The organism is Mesobacillus subterraneus (genome assembly GCF_020524355.2).
In the GTDB taxonomy this organism is placed as follows: Bacteria; Bacillota; Bacilli; order Bacillales; family Cytobacillaceae; genus Mesobacillus; species Mesobacillus subterraneus_C.
Genome location: NZ_CP129019.1, coordinates 298,157 through 316,315 on the forward strand (window position 1 = coordinate 298,157; position 18,159 = coordinate 316,315).

Annotated in this window: 20 protein-coding genes, 1 pseudogene and 2 riboswitches; of the genes and pseudogenes, 17 read left to right on the forward strand and 4 right to left on the reverse strand. The window is 43.5% G+C overall.

Features of this window, described 5'->3' with window-relative positions; all coding sequences use genetic code 11:
• Nucleotides 1-14: 14 nt before the first annotated feature.
• Genes LC048_RS01355 through LC048_RS01365 form a run of 3 tightly spaced genes read left to right on the forward strand, consistent with a single transcriptional unit; the run spans nt 15 to nt 1,852 of the window.
• Nucleotides 15-830 (forward strand): ABC transporter ATP-binding protein, encoded by an 816-nt coding sequence (locus tag LC048_RS01355; RefSeq protein WP_226601724.1) that lies wholly within the window; start codon nt 15-17, stop codon nt 828-830.
• Nucleotides 831-832: 2 nt separating this feature from the next.
• Nucleotides 833-1,594, forward strand: a complete 762-nt coding sequence (locus LC048_RS01360; RefSeq protein ID WP_226601725.1) for an IucA/IucC family C-terminal-domain containing protein — start codon at nt 833-835, stop codon at nt 1,592-1,594.
• 15 nt (nt 1,595-1,609) lie between these two features.
• On the forward strand, nt 1,610-1,852 hold the full coding sequence (locus tag LC048_RS01365; RefSeq protein ID WP_226601726.1) for a YusU family protein: 243 nt from the start codon (nt 1,610-1,612) through the stop codon (nt 1,850-1,852).
• A 164-nt stretch (nt 1,853-2,016) separates the two neighbouring features.
• Here LC048_RS01365 and LC048_RS01370 read toward each other — a convergent pair whose 3' ends face one another.
• Nucleotides 2,017-2,376: a spore coat protein gene (locus tag LC048_RS01370; protein ID WP_226601727.1), complete on the reverse strand. Its 360-nt coding sequence runs from the start codon at nt 2,374-2,376 to the stop codon at nt 2,017-2,019.
• Nucleotides 2,377-2,418: 42 nt separating this feature from the next.
• Nucleotides 2,419-2,703: a hypothetical protein gene (locus LC048_RS01375; protein ID WP_226601728.1), complete on the reverse strand. Its 285-nt coding sequence runs from the start codon at nt 2,701-2,703 to the stop codon at nt 2,419-2,421.
• Nucleotides 2,704-2,920: 217 nt separating this feature from the next.
• Between LC048_RS01375 and LC048_RS01380 the strand changes: the two genes are divergently transcribed.
• Nucleotides 2,921-3,838, forward strand: a complete 918-nt coding sequence (locus LC048_RS01380) for a proline dehydrogenase family protein (RefSeq protein WP_226601729.1) — start codon at nt 2,921-2,923, stop codon at nt 3,836-3,838.
• Nucleotides 3,839-4,018: 180 nt separating this feature from the next.
• On the opposite strand, the gene LC048_RS01385 is transcribed toward LC048_RS01380, so the two are convergent.
• Together LC048_RS01385 and LC048_RS01390 are read right to left on the reverse strand one after the other, a co-directional pair.
• Nucleotides 4,019-4,213, reverse strand: coding sequence for a hypothetical protein (locus LC048_RS01385; protein WP_226601730.1), 195 nt, complete (start codon nt 4,211-4,213; stop codon nt 4,019-4,021).
• 61 nt (nt 4,214-4,274) lie between these two features.
• Nucleotides 4,275-4,406, reverse strand: a complete 132-nt coding sequence (locus LC048_RS01390) for a YuzL family protein (protein ID WP_226601731.1) — start codon at nt 4,404-4,406, stop codon at nt 4,275-4,277.
• A 242-nt stretch (nt 4,407-4,648) separates the two neighbouring features.
• On the opposite strand from LC048_RS01390, the pseudogene LC048_RS01395 reads away from it, so the two are divergent.
• From LC048_RS01395 to LC048_RS01455, 13 genes and pseudogenes are all read left to right on the forward strand, one after another.
• Nucleotides 4,649-7,029: pseudogene (locus LC048_RS01395) on the forward strand (3-hydroxyacyl-CoA dehydrogenase NAD-binding domain-containing protein).
• 60 nt (nt 7,030-7,089) lie between these two features.
• Nucleotides 7,090-8,265, forward strand: coding sequence for an acetyl-CoA C-acetyltransferase (locus LC048_RS01400; protein ID WP_226601733.1), 1,176 nt, complete (start codon nt 7,090-7,092; stop codon nt 8,263-8,265).
• 114 nt (nt 8,266-8,379) lie between these two features.
• The gene (locus tag LC048_RS01405) at nt 8,380-10,164 is read left to right on the forward strand and encodes an acyl-CoA dehydrogenase family protein (protein ID WP_226601734.1); all 1,785 of its coding nucleotides are present in this window, start codon (nt 8,380-8,382) and stop codon (nt 10,162-10,164) included.
• A 227-nt stretch (nt 10,165-10,391) separates the two neighbouring features.
• Complete coding sequence (locus tag LC048_RS01410) at nt 10,392-10,748, forward strand: arsenate reductase family protein (protein ID WP_306049244.1); 357 nt, start codon at nt 10,392-10,394, stop codon at nt 10,746-10,748.
• 53 nt (nt 10,749-10,801) lie between these two features.
• Nucleotides 10,802-11,182 (forward strand): glycine cleavage system protein GcvH, encoded by a 381-nt coding sequence (gene gcvH, locus LC048_RS01415; RefSeq protein ID WP_226601736.1) that lies wholly within the window; start codon nt 10,802-10,804, stop codon nt 11,180-11,182.
• A 143-nt stretch (nt 11,183-11,325) separates the two neighbouring features.
• Nucleotides 11,326-11,565 (forward strand): YusG family protein, encoded by a 240-nt coding sequence (locus LC048_RS01420; RefSeq protein WP_226601737.1) that lies wholly within the window; start codon nt 11,326-11,328, stop codon nt 11,563-11,565.
• A 205-nt stretch (nt 11,566-11,770) separates the two neighbouring features.
• Nucleotides 11,771-12,127, forward strand: a complete 357-nt coding sequence (locus LC048_RS01425) for a toprim domain-containing protein (RefSeq protein ID WP_371931976.1) — start codon at nt 11,771-11,773, stop codon at nt 12,125-12,127.
• Nucleotides 12,128-12,133: 6 nt separating this feature from the next.
• Nucleotides 12,134-12,445 (forward strand): thioredoxin family protein, encoded by a 312-nt coding sequence (locus LC048_RS01430; RefSeq protein WP_226601739.1) that lies wholly within the window; start codon nt 12,134-12,136, stop codon nt 12,443-12,445.
• A gap of 147 nt (nt 12,446-12,592) precedes the next feature.
• On the forward strand, nt 12,593-13,858 hold the full coding sequence (locus tag LC048_RS01435) for an MFS transporter (protein WP_306049247.1): 1,266 nt from the start codon (nt 12,593-12,595) through the stop codon (nt 13,856-13,858).
• Between the two features lie 177 nt (nt 13,859-14,035).
• Entirely contained in the window at nt 14,036-14,374 is a 339-nt protein-coding gene (locus tag LC048_RS01440) for a hypothetical protein (protein WP_226601741.1), read from the forward strand.
• Nucleotides 14,375-14,459: 85 nt separating this feature from the next.
• A riboswitch (SAM riboswitch) is annotated at nt 14,460-14,564 on the forward strand.
• 84 nt (nt 14,565-14,648) lie between these two features.
• Nucleotides 14,649-15,965, forward strand: coding sequence for an O-acetylhomoserine aminocarboxypropyltransferase/cysteine synthase family protein (locus tag LC048_RS01445; RefSeq protein ID WP_306049249.1), 1,317 nt, complete (start codon nt 14,649-14,651; stop codon nt 15,963-15,965).
• 111 nt (nt 15,966-16,076) lie between these two features.
• A riboswitch (SAM riboswitch) is annotated at nt 16,077-16,191 on the forward strand.
• A 279-nt stretch (nt 16,192-16,470) separates the two neighbouring features.
• Nucleotides 16,471-17,496, forward strand: a complete 1,026-nt coding sequence (locus LC048_RS01450; protein ID WP_226601743.1) for a methionine ABC transporter ATP-binding protein — start codon at nt 16,471-16,473, stop codon at nt 17,494-17,496.
• Nucleotides 17,489-18,157 (forward strand): methionine ABC transporter permease, encoded by a 669-nt coding sequence (locus LC048_RS01455; RefSeq protein WP_226601744.1) that lies wholly within the window; start codon nt 17,489-17,491, stop codon nt 18,155-18,157. The genes LC048_RS01450 and LC048_RS01455 overlap by 8 nt, the downstream gene beginning before the upstream one ends.
• Nucleotides 18,158-18,159 lie beyond the last annotated feature (2 nt).

Here is an 18,159-nt window from a genome sequence, read left to right on the forward strand (position 1 = left end):
AAGGGGAAATGGACATGAATCAGGCAATCGAAACGGAAAAACTGACACTCTCCTATGGAGATTCGATTATCATAAATGAATTAGATATACAGATTCCTAAAGGTGAAATTACCGTTTTTATAGGAGGAAATGGCTGCGGAAAATCGACCTTGCTGCGCTCGATTGCAAGACTGCTCAAGCCCAGGGAAGGATCTATCCTTCTTGAAGGCGACTCAATTGCAAAATTGTCAACAAAGGAAGTTGCCCGCAAAATGGCCATCCTTCCCCAGTCTCCTTCAGCGCCAGAAGGGTTGACGGTCCTGCAGCTTGTCAAGCAGGGCAGATATCCTTACCAGACCTGGCTGAAGCAATGGTCGGAAGAGGATGAAAAGAGTGTAACCAATGCGTTAAAGGCGACAGGCATCGATCATCTTAAGGATCGCACAGTCGACTCTTTGTCCGGGGGCCAGCGCCAGCGTGCCTGGATCGCGATGACCCTTGCCCAGGATACTGATATCATCTTGCTTGATGAACCGACAACCTATCTGGATATGACACATCAAATAGAGATTCTTGATTTGCTGTATGAATTGAATGAAAATGAAGGCAGAACGATTGTCATGGTTCTGCATGACCTGAACCTAGCCTGCAGATATGCCCATAATATCGTGGCGATAAAGGACCAGAAGATTTTCGACCAGGGAAAGCCGGAAGTAGTGATTAATTGCGGGCTTGTTCAACATGTTTTCGGCATGGCATGTGAAGTGACAATCGATCCGCTTTTTGGCACACCACTTTGTATCCCGTATGGAAAAGGACGTTGTATCCTTAAGGACAAAATTGGAGTATGAACATGAAAGCTGACCTGACGCCCAAGGAATTAGCGATTCTCGCTAACTATCGTTTTGTGGTTTCTGAACCAGACAAAGATGTCCAAATTCAGTTTAGCCCTTTTTTAAATGAGTCAACGATGAGCACCTATCTGAAAAGGTTCGAAAACGAGCTAGGGGCTCCAGACCTGAAGACTGCAGCTTCTGTATTCATGAAGAGACATGCTTTTCTTGCAGCCCTATATTTATATTCAATGAGCGCTTTTAACAAAAAGATGGATGTATCACCTGAGAATATTATTCTGGAGGATGCCATTCATGATGGTCTTTGGCTGCCTGGGTTTTATCTGATAAACAAAAGTACGGAAGTATGCCCGGCAGATGGACGCGATGAATGGAGATCGGAAGCAGTAAGGCACTTGTTCGCAGAGAATCTTTTTCCGGTTATGGATGCAATCTCGAAATCTGCGAAAATCTCAAAGCTAATTCTGTGGGAAAATGTAGCTGTCTATATTTTCTGGCTCTATGAAAAAATCTTAAACCAAACTGAGGATCCTGAGGTGAAGTCACGGGCGGCAGAAGACTTTTCTTATTTGGTCGAATCCGCTCCTGGGAAGCTGTTTGGACGTTATACTAACAATCCGATTTCGAGGTTTTACAGTGAACCAGTCTATCAGGAAGAGACCGATTCATCGATCAGAATCCGAAAAACCTGCTGTTACAGCTACATGCTCAAAGAAAAAGGAAGTTATTGCAAAACCTGTCCGCGAACTTGCGGAATGTAAAGGAGGAGTGTGAAAATGGACAAGAATTTTACAGAGCAAATTAATGGATTACTGGATAAATACACAGAGCTTTTGGTTGGTGAAGGCTCCGCTGATAATGTCGAGAAGGTAAAAGCATGGATAATTTACAGCCATATCGCCAAGTCGATGCCTCCATTGGCGAGGCACTGGAATGAAGAATATCCTGAAGCCAAGGATCAAATCAAGAACGTCATCGCAGAAGTCAAAGAACTGAATGAGAAGAACCGACAAAAATGAGGAAAAACCATCTCGGTATGAGGTGGTTTTTTGTTTCTAATAATCCCTCTTTTTTGAGTTTAAATCCAAGCGCTACAGTGAAAAGGGGAAAGAAAGGGCGGGAACGACTAGCAAAGCAAAAAGAACCGGGCGTGTTTGCCCGGTCCAAAGCTGAGATAAAGAAATTATTGAAGCTGCTGGCCGCCGTATGGGAATTGGTTTGAATATCCCTGGAATTGCTGGTGTGACTGCTGAAGCTTTTGCGCCTCTGCCGCTTCTACTCCATACCAGCCTTTTTTGAACATGAGATTATAGATGCTGCGCTGTGCATTCGCTGTTTCTGTGTAGATGGCGAGTACATCCTGGTAAAGCTGATCGTGGCTTACCTCATTTAACGCCGTATCATAACCTTGAGTCATGTATTTTTCAGTCGTTAAAATATCATTGATGAAATCACGGTCATTCATCTGCGGTGTTTTTTGGACCTGTGTTTCTGGATTCTGGATTTTTTGCTGATTCTGGTTCTGATTCTGATTCTGATTCATCCGCTTTTCCTCCTGTAAAATTGATATGTTTTGCAGCTTTGTTTATTGCATACCTGAAGTTCCTGAATAGTTCTGGTTCTGTTGGCTATTAAGATGGGTTAGGATTTTTTGGTAGTGCTTCTGGTGCATTTGACCGCACTTTTCGATTTCCATCTTCAACTCCTGATCCTGACACTGCTGGGCAAAGAAATGTGCTTTTTTCATCGCAAGTAAATTCCATGAAAGCATATCTGTTAAATATAAAGAATCTTTAGTTGAAACTACTGAAGGCGGCGTCTGCATGATCCCTTGCTGCTGGCCCTGAAAATTCATGTTTTGCTGCTGCATAATTGACCCTCCTGATTTTTAATAATTCCATCGGATATTATCGTTCCCGAGGCAAAATAAAGTATGCAGGACAAGATTCGTCAAAAAAGAACATTTTCCTACGAAAGTAATATTCAAACTACTGAAAAAGTGATAAAATGATTCTGCAAAATAGATATAGATGAAGTAATTTTTTTAAAGGGCGATGTAATCGTTTTCATTAAGGGGAGGAAAAGCTATGGAACAACTAATGAGGAACTTTTTTCTTTTTTTATCAAAAAATAAATTTTTCACAAAAATGGCTAAGAAATATGGTCTTCGTTTAGGGGCAAAACGTTTTGTTTCCGGGGAAACGGTCGAGCAGTCTGTGGAAGTCATTAAAGAGCTAAACAGAAAGAATCTTGCGGCAACCGTCGATTTTCTTGGGGAATTCGTTGACAATGAAAGAGAAGCGAACGAGAGAGCAGAAAGTTCAATTGCGATGATCAAGGCGATTGGCTGTGAAAAATTAAATGCTCAGATGAGCGTGAAAATGACTTCACTCGGCTTTGATATTTCTGAAAAAGTGGTTATGACCAATATGCGTCGAATCATGGATACAGCTAAAGAGAATAATGTATTTGTGACCATCGACATGGAGGACTACGAGCGCTGCCAGAGGACTCTGGATATTTTCAAACAGTTAAAGTCTGAATACGACAACATCGGCACGGTCATCCAAGCTTATTTGTACAGGACTGAAAAAGATATTGAGGACCTGAATCAATTTTCTCCAAATCTCCGTCTTGTGAAGGGTGCCTATAAAGAGTCACCCGAAGTTGCTTTCCCAGAGAAAAAAGATGTGGATGAGAACTTCAAGAAAATCATTAAGATGCATCTGCTGAACGGTAATTATACAGCTGTTGCCTCACACGATGACAATATCATTAACTTCACGAAGGAATTCGCGAAGGCAAATAATATCCCAAAAAGCCAGTTCGAGTTCCAGATGCTATTTGGAATCATGCCGGAAAGGCAGCTGCAGCTTGCGGAAGAAGGGTACACGATGCGCGTTTATGTCCCATTCGGAACAGACTGGTACGGCTATTTCATGCGCAGGCTGGCAGAACGTCCGGCAAACGTTGCATTTGTTTTAAAAGGAATGTTAAAGAAATAATGATCAACAGGCTGACAGATGTCAGCCTGTTTTTTTATTATTTTTTACAGGAAGGTGTAAAACTCTACTTTGAGAGTTATCCAGCTCCAGCGCCTAGCCTCTCGAGACTTGTCTAGCTGCGGCTCCTAACTCCTCGAGACGCTTCGGTCCTGCCAATGAAGTCAGAGAGCGACTGCACTGTCAGGCCATCCAGCGCTTGTCGGAGTTGGGCAGTCGCCTCCGCATTTCGAGTTGTCTAGTGTCGCCTCCTAGAAACTCCGAAACTTCAACTCCGCCGGCAGAAGCAAAAAGCGCTTCTTTGTCGGAGTCTCCAGTTTCTGCGTTTCTGGACAGTCGGCTATACTTTTCGATTTCGGTCCGCTCAGGTGAAGTCAAAGAACGACTTCACTGGTCCGCCCTCCAACGCTTGTCGAGGCTGACCGAGGCGCTTACGCTTTTATTTTTTATACTGGCTATTCTGGCTGTTCTGCTTTCTTTCGCCGCCCTGTCCCATTGACGGGCCAGCATTTCCTTTCACACTGGCTGCGCTGACTCCAGCCTTTGACGGATTCTTTTTCAATCTGGCCATTTTATTACCTCCGTATTTTAAAAAGATAAGAGTAACGCTTTTTTAGGATATCCAAGTCTGCTGAAATAAGTAGAAGGATTAAAGATTCAAAAAATTTTCTTTTTTCCGCACCTTATTATTGCGGAAATTTTTTAAATATTTTATAGTAGTAATTAACAGAACTCATTTATATGCATATTTTTTTTTGATGCAAAAATGAATGAGTATTCATTCAAAAAGAGTTAAAGGGGGAGACAAATTTGATGCGACAAATTCAAAAGGCAGCGGTGCTTGGTTCAGGTGTCATGGGATCAGGGATTGCCGCACATCTGGCAAACATCGGGATTCCTACATTGCTGCTTGATATTGTACCTCGGGAATTAACGGAACAGGAAAAAGCGAAAGGCCTTACGCTTGAAGACAAGCAGGTGCGCAACCGGATTAGTGCAGGATCAGTGCAAAAGTTATTGAAGCAAAAACCGGCACCTTTGGCCTCCAAAAAGAATCTTGCTCTGATAGAAGCGGGCAATTTCGAAGACGATATGGAAAAACTCAAGGATGTTGATTGGGTAATCGAAGTAGTTGTTGAAAACCTTGATATAAAAAAGAAAGTTTTTACTGATGTAGATAAATATCGCAAGCAGGGAAGCATCATCAGCTCTAACACGTCAGGGATTTCTGTCGAGGCAATGGCTGAAGGGCGTTCTGAAGATTTCAGGAAGCATTTCCTGGGCACCCATTTCTTCAACCCGCCGCGCTATCTGAAGCTGCTTGAAGTAATCCCTACTAAAGATACGGACCCTGAAGTCCTTTCATTCGTGAAGACTTTCGGTGAAGACAAATTAGGCAAGGGAGTCGTTGAAGCGAAGGATACACCTAACTTCATCGCCAACCGAATCGGTACTTACGGCTTGCTGGTAACAGTAAGGGAAATGGTGAAAGGCGGCTACAGTGTTGGTGAAGTTGACTCTGTAACTGGACCAATGATTGGCCGTCCTAAGAGCGCCACATTCCGCACGCTCGATGTCGTCGGTCTTGATACTTTCGCCCATGTTGCGAAAAACGTGTATGACCAGGTTGATGGGGAAGAAAAGGAAGTCTTTGAAGTTCCAGAGTTCATGAAGAAGATGCTTGAGAACGGCTGGCTAGGAAGCAAGTCAGGCTAGGGATTCTTCCTGAAGCAGGGCAAAGAGATCCTTGAACTGGATCCGGAAACTCTTGAATACGGACCACGCAAAAAACTGAAGACAGCGTCTACTGAAATGGCGAAGCAGGAAAAAGGTCTTGCCAATAAAATGAAAGCGCTTGTTTATAGTAATGACCGTGCAGGTGAGCTTTTATGGAATATTTTCAGCCCTGTGCTCGTTTACTCCGCTGACCTTCTAGGTACGATTGCCGATGATATCGTCGCCGTGGACCGGGCGATGAAGTGGGGATTCGGCTGGGAAATGGGACCTTTCGAAGCTTGGGATGCACTAGGTGTCGAAAAAGCCATCAGCAAAATGGAGTCTGAAGGCAAGACTGTTCCTGGATGGGTAAAAGAAATGGTCGAGAAAGGCTTCACTTCATTCTATAAAGAAGAAGATGGCAAGCTGAGCTACTATCACAACGGTGAATACGTAGCTGTAGAAGAAAATCCAAAAGCGATCAACCTGAAGCTATTGAAAAAGCAAAAAGGCGTCATCAAAAAGAATGGCGGCGCGAGCCTGATCGACCTTGGCGATGGCATCGCATTGCTGGAATTCCACTCACATAGCAACTCAATCGGGCCAGACATCCTCCAGATGATCAACTTCGCGATTGATGAAGTGGAAAAGAACTATAGGGCCTTGTCATTGGCAACCAGGGTAAAAACTTCTCAGTTGGTGCAAACCTGGCCATGATTCTGATGGAAGCGCAAGACGATAACATTTGGGATCTTGATATGGTCGTTCGCCAATTCCAGCAGACGACGATGAAAATCAAGTACTCTTCTAAGCCGGTTGTAGCTGCACCATTCGGAATGACGCTTGGCGGAGGCGCTGAAATGTGCTTGCCGGCAGCGCATATCCAGGCTTCTATGGAAACATATATGGGACTTGTTGAAGCCGGTGTAGGCCTGATTCCTGGCGGCGGGGGTAACAAGGAGCTTTACATCAAGCATCTTGAAGGACTGCCAAAAGGCGTGGATTTCGACCTTCAAAAAGTTGCGAATAAAGTATTTGAAACGATCGCAATGGCTAAAGTCTCCACTTCTGGAGAAGAAGCTCGCGATAATAACTTCCTGAATGAAGCAGATGGCATCAGCGTGAACAGCGATCACCTGTTATATGATGCGAAACAGGCTGCATTGAATTTATATGAAAGCGGTTATAAAGCACCGGTGAGAAAGAAAGTACCTGTCACTGGGGAGCCAGGCTATGCAACTCTGCTTCTGGGTGCCCAAACTATGCAACTGTCAGGTTACATTTCTGAGCATGACTTGAAAATCGCGAAGAAACTAGCGTATGTTATCGCCGGCGGAAAAGTGCCATACGGAACCGAGGTAGATGAGCAATACTTACTCGACCTAGAAAGAGAAGCTTTCTTGAGCCTTGTGGCAGAGCCGAAATCTCAGCAGCGCATGCAGCATATGCTCGTAAAAGGCAAGCCATTGCGCAACTAATAGATTGATAGCTTAAAAGGGAACTATACAAATAACATCCGAGGAAAGAGAGGGAATGAGATGAGAGAAGCGGTAATCGTAGCCGGAGCCCGGACACCGGTCGGAAAAGCAAAAAAAGGAACTCTTGCTAATGTCCGCCCTGATGATCTTGGAGCTCTTGTAGTAAGAGAAACTCTAAAACGAGCAGGCAATTATGAAGGGAATATTGATGATTTGATCATCGGCTGTGCAATGCCAGAAGCAGAGCAAGGGTTGAATATGGCGCGGAATATCGGCGCACTTGCCGGACTGTCACATGAAGTGCCGGCAATCACAATCAACCGTTATTGCTCTTCAGGACTGCAGGCGATTGCGAATGCATCGGAGAGAATCATGCTTGGGCATGCAGACACCATCATTGCTGGAGGAGCGGAATCAATGAGCCTGGTGCCAATGATGGGCCACGTTGTCCGCCCGAATGCGAAGCTGGCTGAAACAGCTCCGCAATATTATATGGGAATGGGCCATACAGCAGAGGAAGTTGCCAAAAAGTACGGCATTTCCCGTGAGGAGCAGGACGCTTTTGCTGTAAGAAGCCATCAGCGCGCGGCAAAAGCAATCCAGGAAGGCAAATTCGAGGATGAGATCGTTCCAGTCGATGTAACCCTCCGTTCAGTAGGAAAAGACAATAAGCTTGTTGAAAAGACAATCCAATTCAAACAGGATGAAGGGGTACGCCCAGATACAAATCTCGAAGCACTTGCGAAACTGCGCCCGGCCTTCAATGTTAAAGGTACAGTAACTGCAGGGAATTCTTCACAGACTAGTGACGGAGCAGCGGCTGTCATGGTCATGGACCGTGAAAAGGCTGAATCTCTTGGCTTGAAGCCGCTTGCGAAATTCCGCTCATTTGCACTTGGCGGAGTACCGCCTGAAATCATGGGAATCGGTCCTGTGGTAGCAATTCCTAAAGCATTGAAGCTTGCTGGTCTGCAAGTCTCAGATATTGGTGTATTCGAACTGAACGAAGCATTCGCTTCGCAATCTATTCAGGTAATTCGTGAACTGGGCCTTGATGAAGATAAGGTCAATGTGAACGGCGGAGCAATCGCGTTGGGCCACCCGCTGGGAACAACTGGAGCGAAACTGACTTTGACCGTGATTCATGAAATGAAACGAAGAAACGAGCAGTTCGGTGTCGTTACAATGTGTATCGGCGGCGGAATGGGTGCAGCTGGAGTCTTTGAACTTTTATAAAAGGGTCTATCCCTTCGAAGCTAAATATATAAAAGTTAATGCGAAAACAGCGATAACAAATTAATACATGGAGGGGCTTTAGCCCCTCCCCATAATGGACAGGAGGAACAATAAATGGGTAACCAAACAGAAAAGCTTGTAAAAGGCGGAAGCTTCTTAATCGAAGATGTAACATACGACCACGTTTTCACTCCAGAGGATTACACTGATGAGCATAAAATGATCGCAAAAACAACGGAGGACTTCGTCACAAACGAAGTATTGCCTCAGGTTGAATATATCGAGCAGCATGAGTTTGACCGCACTGTAAAACTGTTGAAGGAAGCTGGAGAGCTCGGCCTTCTTGGCGCAGACGTTCCTGAAGAATACGGCGGATTGAGCCTTGATAAAATCAGCTCAGCTTTGATCGCAGAGAAAATGGCCGTTGCAGGCGGTTTCTCAATCTCCCACGGTGCACACGTAGGAATCGGTTCATTGCCAATCGTGCTTTTCGGTAATGAAGAGCAAAAGCAAAAATACCTTCCTCCATTGGCAACTGGCGAAAAGCTTGCAGCCTACGCACTTACTGAGCCTGGTTCAGGTTCAGACGCATTAGGGGCAAAGACAACAGCTAAGCTGAATGCGGAAGGCACTCACTATGTACTTAACGGCGAAAAGCAATGGATCACAAACGCTGGCTTTGCAGATGTATTCGTTGTGTATGCAAAGATCGATGGCGAACAGTTCACAGCTTTCATTGTTGAAAGAGAATACCCTGGAGTATCAGTAGGCGCAGAAGAAAAGAAAATGGGGATCAAGAGCTCTTCTACACGTACATTGATCCTTGAAGATGCTCAAGTACCTGTGGAAAACCTTCTTGGTGAAGCAGGAAAAGGGCACCTTATCGCCTTCAATATCCTGAACATTGGACGTTATAAATTGGGAGTAGGCGCAACTGGCGGTGCCAAGCAGGCATTCGGCCTGACTGTAAAGTATGCGAACCAGCGTCAGCAGTTCAAAACACCTATTTCCCAGTTCAATCTTACAAAAGAGAAGCTTGCGACAATGGCTTCGAAAATCTATGCAACTGAGAGCTCTGTATACCGTACAGTAGGCTTGTTCGAAGAAAGAATGAACCAGTTGTCTGATGAAGAAATCAATAACGGCAAAGCAGTTGCTGACTCAATTGCTGAGTACGCGATCGAGTGCTCAATGAACAAAGTGTTCGCAACCGAAACTCTTGACTATGTTGTAGATGAAGGTGTTCAGATCCACGGTGGATACGGCTTCATGCAGGAGTATGAAATCGAAAGAGCTTACCGTGATTCAAGAATCAACCGTATTTTCGAAGGCACAAACGAAATCAACCGCCTGTTGGTGCCAGGTACATTCCTTCGTAAAGCAATGAAGGGCGAGCTTCCATTATTGCAAAAAGCACAGCAGCTTCAAGAAGAACTGATGATGCTTATGCCTGAAGAGCCAGGTGATGAGCCGTTGGCACAGGAGAAATACCTTGTGAAAAACGCGAAGAAAATCGGCTTGCTTGCTGCTGGCCTGGCAGCTCAGAAGTTTGGAAAAGCATTGGAAAAAGAGCAAGAAATCCTTGTTAATATCGCGGATATCATCTCAAATGCTTATTCAATGGAATCTGCTGTTCTTCGTACAGAAAAGGCTATCGCTAAAGATGGAGTTGAAAAGAGCAAGCAGAAGCTTCTTTACACACAAATCTTCTGCCAGGAAGCATTCCATGAAATCGAGCGTGACGCGAGAGAAACTCTTGTTGCAACAGAAGAAGGAGACGCTCTTCGCATGCTGACTTCAGCTTTGCGCAAGTTCACAAGGCACACTCCAATCAATGTGATCGCGAAGAAACGTGAAGCATCTGAAAAGCTGATCGAAGCAGAGCGTTTTATCGTTTAATCCAGAACTATCTCGAACACTTCTCCTGCTTTTTCAGGAGAAGTGTTTCATTTTTTAAAACACCTTTTAATTCATGCAGGAATTTCGCGGATTATGTTGAATAAAGTAATGGATGCCGAAATATCGGGGAAATTAAACACGGAATGTTGGTGCTTTTCAGCCCTATTATGTTACTATCCGATTAGAGGGTTTCATTAATGGGATACTAGCAAAGGGTGGTGAAAAATATGGCAAAGACGTTTTATTGGTACCCTAAATGCGGTACATGCAGGAACGCCAAAAAATGGTTGGACCAGCATGAAGTGGACTATAATGCAATACATATTGTCGAAACTCCGCCTTCCCAATCCCAGCTTAAAGAAATGCTGGACAAAAGTGGCATCGATATTAAGAAATTTTTCAATACGAGCTGCCAGAAGTATAGGGAACTGGGGATGAAAGACAAAATCAAGACTGCATCAGAAAGTGAGCTGCTGGAACTGCTTGCATCTGATGGCATGCTCATCAAACGCCCGCTGATGACAGACGGGGAAAAAGTAACTGTAGGTTTCAAAGAGGAAGAATTCAAAAATGCCTGGCTGTAATTTTGGTCCCATCGATATTAATCGATAGAGATATACAATTGGAGGGATAGTCAATGAATGCACCGAAAGAGTTGCGTTATTCTGAAGAACACGAATGGGTAAAAGTTGAAGGAGAAAAGGTTCGCATCGGAATCACGGATTTCGCTCAATCCGAACTTGGAGACATCGTTTTCGTCGAACTGCCAGAAGTAGGCGACAAAATCACTGTTGACCAGCCATTCGGAAGTGTAGAATCCGTTAAAACAGTATCCGAGCTTTATGCTCCAGTAAGCGGCAAGGTAGTGGAAATCAACGAAGAGTTAAATGACAGCCCTGAATTTGTTAATGAATCTCCATACGAAAAAGCATGGATGGTTACTGTTGAACTATCTGACAACAGTGAAGTAGAAAAGCTTATGACAGCTGAACAATATGAAGAGATGATCAAAGAATAAATTTTACTGACGCCTTGATGTTCAAGGCGTTTTCTAATTCCCCCAGCATAAACTCCTTTTTTTACTTCTTCTTTTTACCATCAATTCATTCTCTGAATTCGGACAAGCTAAAAGTAATCAACTATCGAAAAAGGGTGAAAATCATGACTTTGAACAAACAAAAACTCGATATAACAGACAGAGTGACAGGAAAGCTTGAAAACGGACAGATACGGCTTTACCTAGAAAACGAACACATTGGATCCATAGAACTGCCAGGAGGAATGCAGATGAAATTGGAGCATCACTTTGAGGCTGAACAGAATAAGATTTACCAGCATGTATCAGTGCCGGATCAATCAGAACCTCGGTATACTGATTGTGATGAAGGTGGCTGGTGTTAAGGAAATCCAAACAGCGGCCAACCATGCCGCTGTTTTTTCTATGCATCAACATATATATATCAGCAGCGTTCCTTTAAGCAGGCTAGTCTAATTTTTTGCAATCTCCTCTAAAAACAGTGACAATAGAAATATGAACATAACAGCACAAATTCAATACTCATGTTTATAATACTGTAAGGTAGTTATCTCTGGTGCATAGGTGGTTATGACGATGGACGAAAATCACAAGGTGATCATAGTGGAGGGCTCGTCAGACAAAAAGAAAGTTCAAGCTGTGCTAAATGAACCGGTTGAAATTATTTGTACAAATGGGACGATTGGTGTCTCGAAGCTCGACGAACTAATTGACTCCCTTTTTGATAAAGATGTTTATATTTTGGTGGACGCGGATGCGTCAGGGGAAAAGCTCCGGAAGCAATTCAAGAGAGAGTTTCCAGAAGCGCACCATTTATATATCGACAGAATGTACAGGGAAGTGGCTACGGCACCCGAAAATCATCTTGCTACAGTTTTAATCGGAGCAAATATCGATGTTCATGCAGAGTATTTAGAAAAAGGATGACGGTAGATGGAAGAATGGACTAAGGGAGAGATGGAAAACTTCCTGGAGGAAGACCGAACAGGTTACCTATACTTTTACACGCCAATGTGCGGAACTTGTCAGGTGGCAAGTAAGATGCTAACTGTAATAGAGCAGCTATTACCTGATGTACCCTCAGGGAAAACTGACTTAAATTACTTGCCTGAAATGGCGGAACGATTTGGAATTGAGAGTGTTCCATGTCTGATTGTATTAAAAAACGGAGAGGTGCAGGAGAAAATCTATGCTTTTCAGTCTGTTCCTTATCTTTTCGAAAAACTAAAAGAGTTAAAAGTGTAATTAAGCGGCTTAGCCGTTTTTTTTTGTATTTAATTCGTTTAGTCATTACAAAAATTTTTTACTTAGCTGAATTAACCTTAAAACATTTACATATCGTTCCAAAAATATTATATTTAGGTTATCGAAATAATTGAGGAGCGAAATAAAATGGCTCTATATCAAGAATGGTCTTCCCACATAAGAAGCTATAACCGAAACGTGAAACTTACATTTTTAGCAAATATCCTGACCCAGGTTGACCTTGGGATCTTCATGGTCATATATAACTTTTACATACGCGAGCTGGGTCTCAATGAATTGGTTAACGGAAAAGTGATTTCGATGACTTCGCTTGCGACAGCTCTAATCCTTATTCCCGCAGGAATATTAAGCGACAAAGCTGGCAGGAAAAAGTTGATGTTGTATGGTGCATTATCGACAGGCTTAATCTTATTTGCCCGCAGCATGGTCGAAACCCAGGCACTGTTGGTTTTGTTCGCATTTGGAACAGGACTGGCGTCAGCTTTCATTCAAGTTTCGATTATTCCGTGGCTTGCGGAAAATTCCAAGCCTGAACAGAGAGTACACCTATTCAGTATACATTTCGCTGCGATGACTGCTGCTAACGTGGTGGGCAGTCTTTTAGGGGGAATTCTTACTGACTTATTTTCAATGGTCATTCCTGAATTGAAGAGTATAAGGTACACGTTGATCATTGGTTCAGGTTTGTTTTTAGCTGCTTTGATTCCAATTTTGAGGTTGAATGAAAATCGACCAGCTCGCATATCGGCTGGCGATACAAAAGAAAAAACTAAAGGTATTCCCCACAAAGCAAGCTTCAAAATCATTCTGCTGTTTGCAGTTGCGCAATTGATGATTGGTTTTGGAGCTGGATTGGTCATTCCGTATTTAAACCTATATTTTGCAGATCGGTTCATGGCTTCCAATTCATTGATTGGCTTGGTCATTTCATTAGGACAGGGAGCCACAGCTGTTGCGATGATCATCGGTCCATTGGTCGTTCGCAGACTTGGTGAAGTTAGAGCGGTAGTTGTATTGCAGATGCTGTCCCTGCCATTTTTGCTGCTGACAGCGTACACACAGAACTTTTGGCTTGCTGCTCTAGGATTTTTATTTCGTCAGGCACTTATGAACGCAGGTAATCCTATCCAGATGTCGCTAATGATGTCGAAGGTTGATGATTCCATGAAGGGTTTAGCCAACTCTGTGAATCAAATGGTGTTTAACCTCGGATGGGCGGTTATGGGGCCGGTATCGACTGGAATCGTCTTGAAATACGGTTCGTATTGGGGATATGCGACTGTGTTTACGATTACTGCAGGTTTGTATTTAGTAGGTTCCACTTATTTCTTTTTGGTTTTCAAAACGATGGATAAGCCAAAATCCGGCATGATGAAGACAAAACCAGCTTGATTACTGTATTTCTTTGGATATATTTCTCGGGAAATGAAAGACGATGCCGAAATAACAAACGGTATTGTCTTTTTTTTACGTTAATCATATTGTAAATTTAATTATGTATTTGTCGAAGGATTCAAACAGGTTTTTCCCCGAGTACAAGGAATATGTAATATAAGGGAGCTGATCGGAATGCGAGAACAAATTGAAAGGTTTGTGGCTGAAATTCCAAAGAAGGAACATATTCTGCAGTTAGTAAATAAACTGGACCTGATCATAAAAATAGAAGCAAAGAGTGGTATATTTTACTTGTCTTTCAAGGATGGCAAGGTGGTTTGCCATGAAACTTGTATTCATAACGGATACACTGCAACAATTTCGGGTACGGATGCATTATTGGATCAATTATTTGAGGGAGACCTTAAACTGCTGCATGGGGTGAAATATAATCATTTAACAATTGATTGTACATTTCGTGACCTATTGGTACTGGAATCGATATTTTATCTTGCAAGACCACTTCCTGTGTAAATTTTTATCTGAATAGTCAAAATATATTGACTGCTATCTTGCGGCGTGATATTATCACTTTAACGCAGTAAAAACGAATTGAATATACTTATCCAGAGAGGTGGAGGGACTGGCCCTTTGAAGCCCGGCAACCGGTTATGAAAACACGGTGCTAATTCCAGCAGAGTTACTTGCTCTGTAAAGATAAGGAGAGATGATAAATGACCCTCTTCTTATGAAGAGGGTTTTTTGTATCAGTTTTTCCAGAAAAATTATGTAGATTGGAGAGATGGAGATGGCTAATGAGCAAAAAAATTACAGAATTGAAACGCTAGGGGTACATGGAGGTCAGTCACCAGACCCAGTGACCGGAGCAAGGGCAGTTCCGATTTATTCGAGCAATGCGTTCCAATTTGAAAACACGGAACATGCAGCAGATTTATTCGCGCTTAAAGAACCGGGCTACATTTACTCACGGCTACATAATCCGACTGTTACTGCTCTGGAAGAAAAAGTAGCTCTGCTTGAGGGAGGTATTGGGGCTCTTGCATTATCAAGCGGGATGTCTGCCATCACGATGGCAATCTTGAACATTGCACATGCGGGTGATGAGATTGTCGCTGCTTCCAATCTATATGGAGGCACTTATAATCTATTTGCTGTAACCCTGCCGAAGTATGGAATAAAAGTTCACCTAGTCGATTCAACGGATCCTGCCAATTTTAGAAAAGCGATCACTCCGAAAACAAAAGCAGTCTATGCAGAAACAATCGGTAATCCAAGTCTCAGGGTCCTGGATATTGAAGCTGTCGCTGAAGTTGCCCATGATGCAGGTGTTCCGCTGATTATCGATAATACATTTGCGACACCATATCTTTGCCGGCCAATTGAACATGGCGCAGATATCGTCGTCCACTCGGCAACCAAATGGCTATTGGGAAATGGCACTGTCATGGGCGGGGTCATTGTGGATGGAGGAAAGTTCGATTGGAAGTCACCTAAATTCCCAGGATTCAATGAACCGGACTCCAGCTACCATAACCTTGTGTATAGTGATGCAATTGGAGCTGCCGCATTTATTGTAAAAGCAAGAGTACAGCTTTTGCGGGACCTTGGACCAGCAATTAGTCCACAGAGTGCATTCCAATTCAATCTAGGAATAGAAACTTTACATGTTCGCATGAAGGAGCATGTTGAGAATACACGTAAAATCGTAGATTATCTTGAATCCCATCCTGCTGTTACTTGGATCAGATATCCAGGCTATGAATCACACCCTGATAAAAAGCTCGCGGCTCGCTATCTTCCTAAGGGAGCCGGTGCAGTTGTCATTTTTGGGATTGAAGGTGGTAGGGAAGCGGGAGCAAAGCTTATTAACTCATTAGAATTATGGTCCCACGTCGCGAATGTCGGCGATGCAAAAAGCTTGATCATCCATCCTGCAAGCACCACACATCAGCAGCTGGATTCAGAAGGTCTTAAAGCAGCCGGAGTTCCGGAAGATTTAATTCGCCTTTCAGTCGGAATTGAAAACGTCGAGGATATCATTGAAGATCTGGAGCAGGCAATCGAAAAAGCGACCGGAGTACCAGGAATTCCAGCCAAGGCTTAATATCCATAAGGTTCCAATTGGTATTCGGAAATAATTTTGTTGACACCCTTTTTTACTCCGTGCTACAATCACACTCGTAACTTAAAACACATTAGATAATTTAATAGCGTGCTCTTATCAAGAGAGGTGGAGGGATGTGCCCTATGAAACCCGGCAACCGTCAGTAAGCATTGCTTGCTGAAATGGTGCCAATTCACACAAAGCGGATCGCTTTGGCAGATGAGAGAAAGGAATCCACTATGACTATGCCTTTCTGCTCACTTGCAGGAAGGCTTTTATTTTGCCCTTTTTGAAAAAAGCTTAATAAGCTATAGCTGAAAAGCTTGTTCAATAAGAATTTATGATTAGAGCACAAACATCCTCGTTTAAGATTGAGTCTATTGCCATTTTTGCTGGAGATTGAATTTTTTCGATTAGGGAATGGGAAACTAGATTGATAACCTTCTTAATTTTCAGGGGATATGTAATGGTTTTAAAAAGTGTAGGTGTAAAGAGGGGGAGTCAATTGATTACGATAAAAAATGCCAGAAAGATTTATCCTTCCAGCAAGGGAGACGTTAAAGCGGTTGATGATGTCAGCCTTGAAGTCAAGGAAGGCGAAATATATGGGGTCATCGGCTATAGTGGGGCCGGTAAAAGCACCTTGATCCGAATGCTGAACGGTCTGGAGATTCCAACTTCAGGTTCTGTCGTGGTAGCTGGCAGGGAAGTTTCCAGGATCAAGGGAGTTAAATTGCGTAAGGCTCGCCAGGAAATCAGTATGATCTTCCAGCATTTCAATTTGCTCTGGTCAAGAACGGTTGCGGAGAATATCGCGTTTCCACTTGAAATTGCCGGAGTAGCTAAATCTGAGAGAGATAAGCGGGTTAAAGAGCTAATCGAACTAGTAGGTCTTAAGGGTCGGGGAGATGCCTACCCATCCCAGTTGAGTGGCGGTCAAAAGCAGAGGGTCGGAATTGCCAGGGCACTGGCTAATAACCCTAAAGTCCTTCTTGGAGATGAAGCAACTTCAGCGCTTGATCCAGAGACAACCGACCAGATTCTTGATCTGCTTGTTGATATAAATAAGAGACTTGGTCTTACGATCGTACTGATTACGCACGAAATGCATGTTATCAGGAAAATCTGTCACAGAGTAGCCGTCATGGAAGGCGGGAAAATTGTTGAAACAGGTCCCGTATTGGAAGTGTTCAAGAACCCGCAACAGCCAATTACGAAGAGATTCGTCCAGCAGGTGACCGAACCTGAGGAAACAAAGGAAACTGTTGATCACTTACTTGAGCGATATCCACACGGTCGCGTTGTCCAGCTGACATTCGTCGGTGAAGGAACCGAACAGCCACTGATCACCAATTTGATCCGTGAGTTTTCAATAACGGTCAATATTGTTCAGGGTAAAATATCTCAGACACAAGATGGTTCATACGGAACTCTGTTCATCCATCTTGATGGTGAGGATGGCGAACTTGGCCGGGCAATAGAGTATATTGGCCAGCATGAAGTCGGCGTGGAGGTGATTTCGAATGGCTGAAAATTTATTTCCTAATGTCAACTGGGACAGAATGTGGGAAGCGACAATTGAAACCCTCTACATGAGTGCCATCTCTGTTGTGGCTACCTTCATTCTTGGAGCGATCCTTGGACTGCTGCTCTTTTTGACATCAAAGGGTAATATATGGGAAAACAAACCGGTAAATCTAGTATTGAGCGCAATCGTTAATATTTTCAGATCAATCCCATTCATTATTTTAATCGTCCTTCTGATTCCTTTTACAAAGTTCATCGTAGGATCGATGATCGGGGAAAACGCTGCATTGCCAGCGCTGATCATTGGATCGGCTCCATTTTACGCAAGGATGGTTGAGATTGGTTTGCGTGAGATTGATAAAGGAGTCATTGAAGCAGCAAGATCGATGGGTGCGAAAACAACAACGATCATCTGGAAAGTGCTATTGCCGGAATCGATGCCAGCATTGGTTTCCGGTATCACGGTGACAGCAATCGCGCTCGTCAGTTACACAGCGATGGCAGGGGTCATTGGCGCCGGCGGACTTGGAAATCTGGCTTATATGGAAGGCTTCCAGAGAAGCCGGAACGATGTTACCTTGATGGCAACAATCGTTATTTTGATTATCGTGTTTTTGATTCAGTTTGTTGGTGATTACTTCACTAGAAAATTAGATAAGAGATAAAG

What these genes read in the sequence shown, in the direction of transcription:
- LC048_RS01355 (WP_226601724.1), top strand. Translation starts at nt 15, where the DNA reads ATGAATCAGGCAATCGAAACGGAAAAACTGACACTCTCCTATGGAGAT.
- LC048_RS01360 (WP_226601725.1), top strand. Translation starts at nt 833, where the DNA reads ATGAAAGCTGACCTGACGCCCAAGGAATTAGCGATTCTCGCTAACTAT.
- LC048_RS01365 (WP_226601726.1), top strand. Translation starts at nt 1,610, where the DNA reads ATGGACAAGAATTTTACAGAGCAAATTAATGGATTACTGGATAAATAC.
- LC048_RS01370 (WP_226601727.1), bottom strand. Translation starts at nt 2,376, where the DNA reads ATGAATCAGAATCAGAATCAGAACCAGAATCAGCAAAAAATCCAGAAT.
- LC048_RS01375 (WP_226601728.1), bottom strand. Translation starts at nt 2,703, where the DNA reads ATGCAGCAGCAAAACATGAATTTTCAGGGCCAGCAGCAAGGGATCATG.
- LC048_RS01380 (WP_226601729.1), top strand. Translation starts at nt 2,921, where the DNA reads ATGGAACAACTAATGAGGAACTTTTTTCTTTTTTTATCAAAAAATAAA.
- LC048_RS01390 (WP_226601731.1), bottom strand. Translation starts at nt 4,406, where the DNA reads ATGGCCAGATTGAAAAAGAATCCGTCAAAGGCTGGAGTCAGCGCAGCC.
- LC048_RS01400 (WP_226601733.1), top strand. Translation starts at nt 7,090, where the DNA reads ATGAGAGAAGCGGTAATCGTAGCCGGAGCCCGGACACCGGTCGGAAAA.
- LC048_RS01405 (WP_226601734.1), top strand. Translation starts at nt 8,380, where the DNA reads ATGGGTAACCAAACAGAAAAGCTTGTAAAAGGCGGAAGCTTCTTAATC.
- LC048_RS01410 (WP_306049244.1), top strand. Translation starts at nt 10,392, where the DNA reads ATGGCAAAGACGTTTTATTGGTACCCTAAATGCGGTACATGCAGGAAC.
- gcvH (WP_226601736.1), top strand. Translation starts at nt 10,802, where the DNA reads ATGAATGCACCGAAAGAGTTGCGTTATTCTGAAGAACACGAATGGGTA.
- LC048_RS01420 (WP_226601737.1), top strand. Translation starts at nt 11,326, where the DNA reads ATGACTTTGAACAAACAAAAACTCGATATAACAGACAGAGTGACAGGA.
- LC048_RS01425 (WP_371931976.1), top strand. Translation starts at nt 11,771, where the DNA reads ATGACGATGGACGAAAATCACAAGGTGATCATAGTGGAGGGCTCGTCA.
- LC048_RS01430 (WP_226601739.1), top strand. Translation starts at nt 12,134, where the DNA reads ATGGAAGAATGGACTAAGGGAGAGATGGAAAACTTCCTGGAGGAAGAC.
- LC048_RS01435 (WP_306049247.1), top strand. Translation starts at nt 12,593, where the DNA reads ATGGCTCTATATCAAGAATGGTCTTCCCACATAAGAAGCTATAACCGA.
- LC048_RS01440 (WP_226601741.1), top strand. Translation starts at nt 14,036, where the DNA reads ATGCGAGAACAAATTGAAAGGTTTGTGGCTGAAATTCCAAAGAAGGAA.
- LC048_RS01445 (WP_306049249.1), top strand. Translation starts at nt 14,649, where the DNA reads ATGGCTAATGAGCAAAAAAATTACAGAATTGAAACGCTAGGGGTACAT.
- LC048_RS01455 (WP_226601744.1), top strand. Translation starts at nt 17,489, where the DNA reads ATGGCTGAAAATTTATTTCCTAATGTCAACTGGGACAGAATGTGGGAA.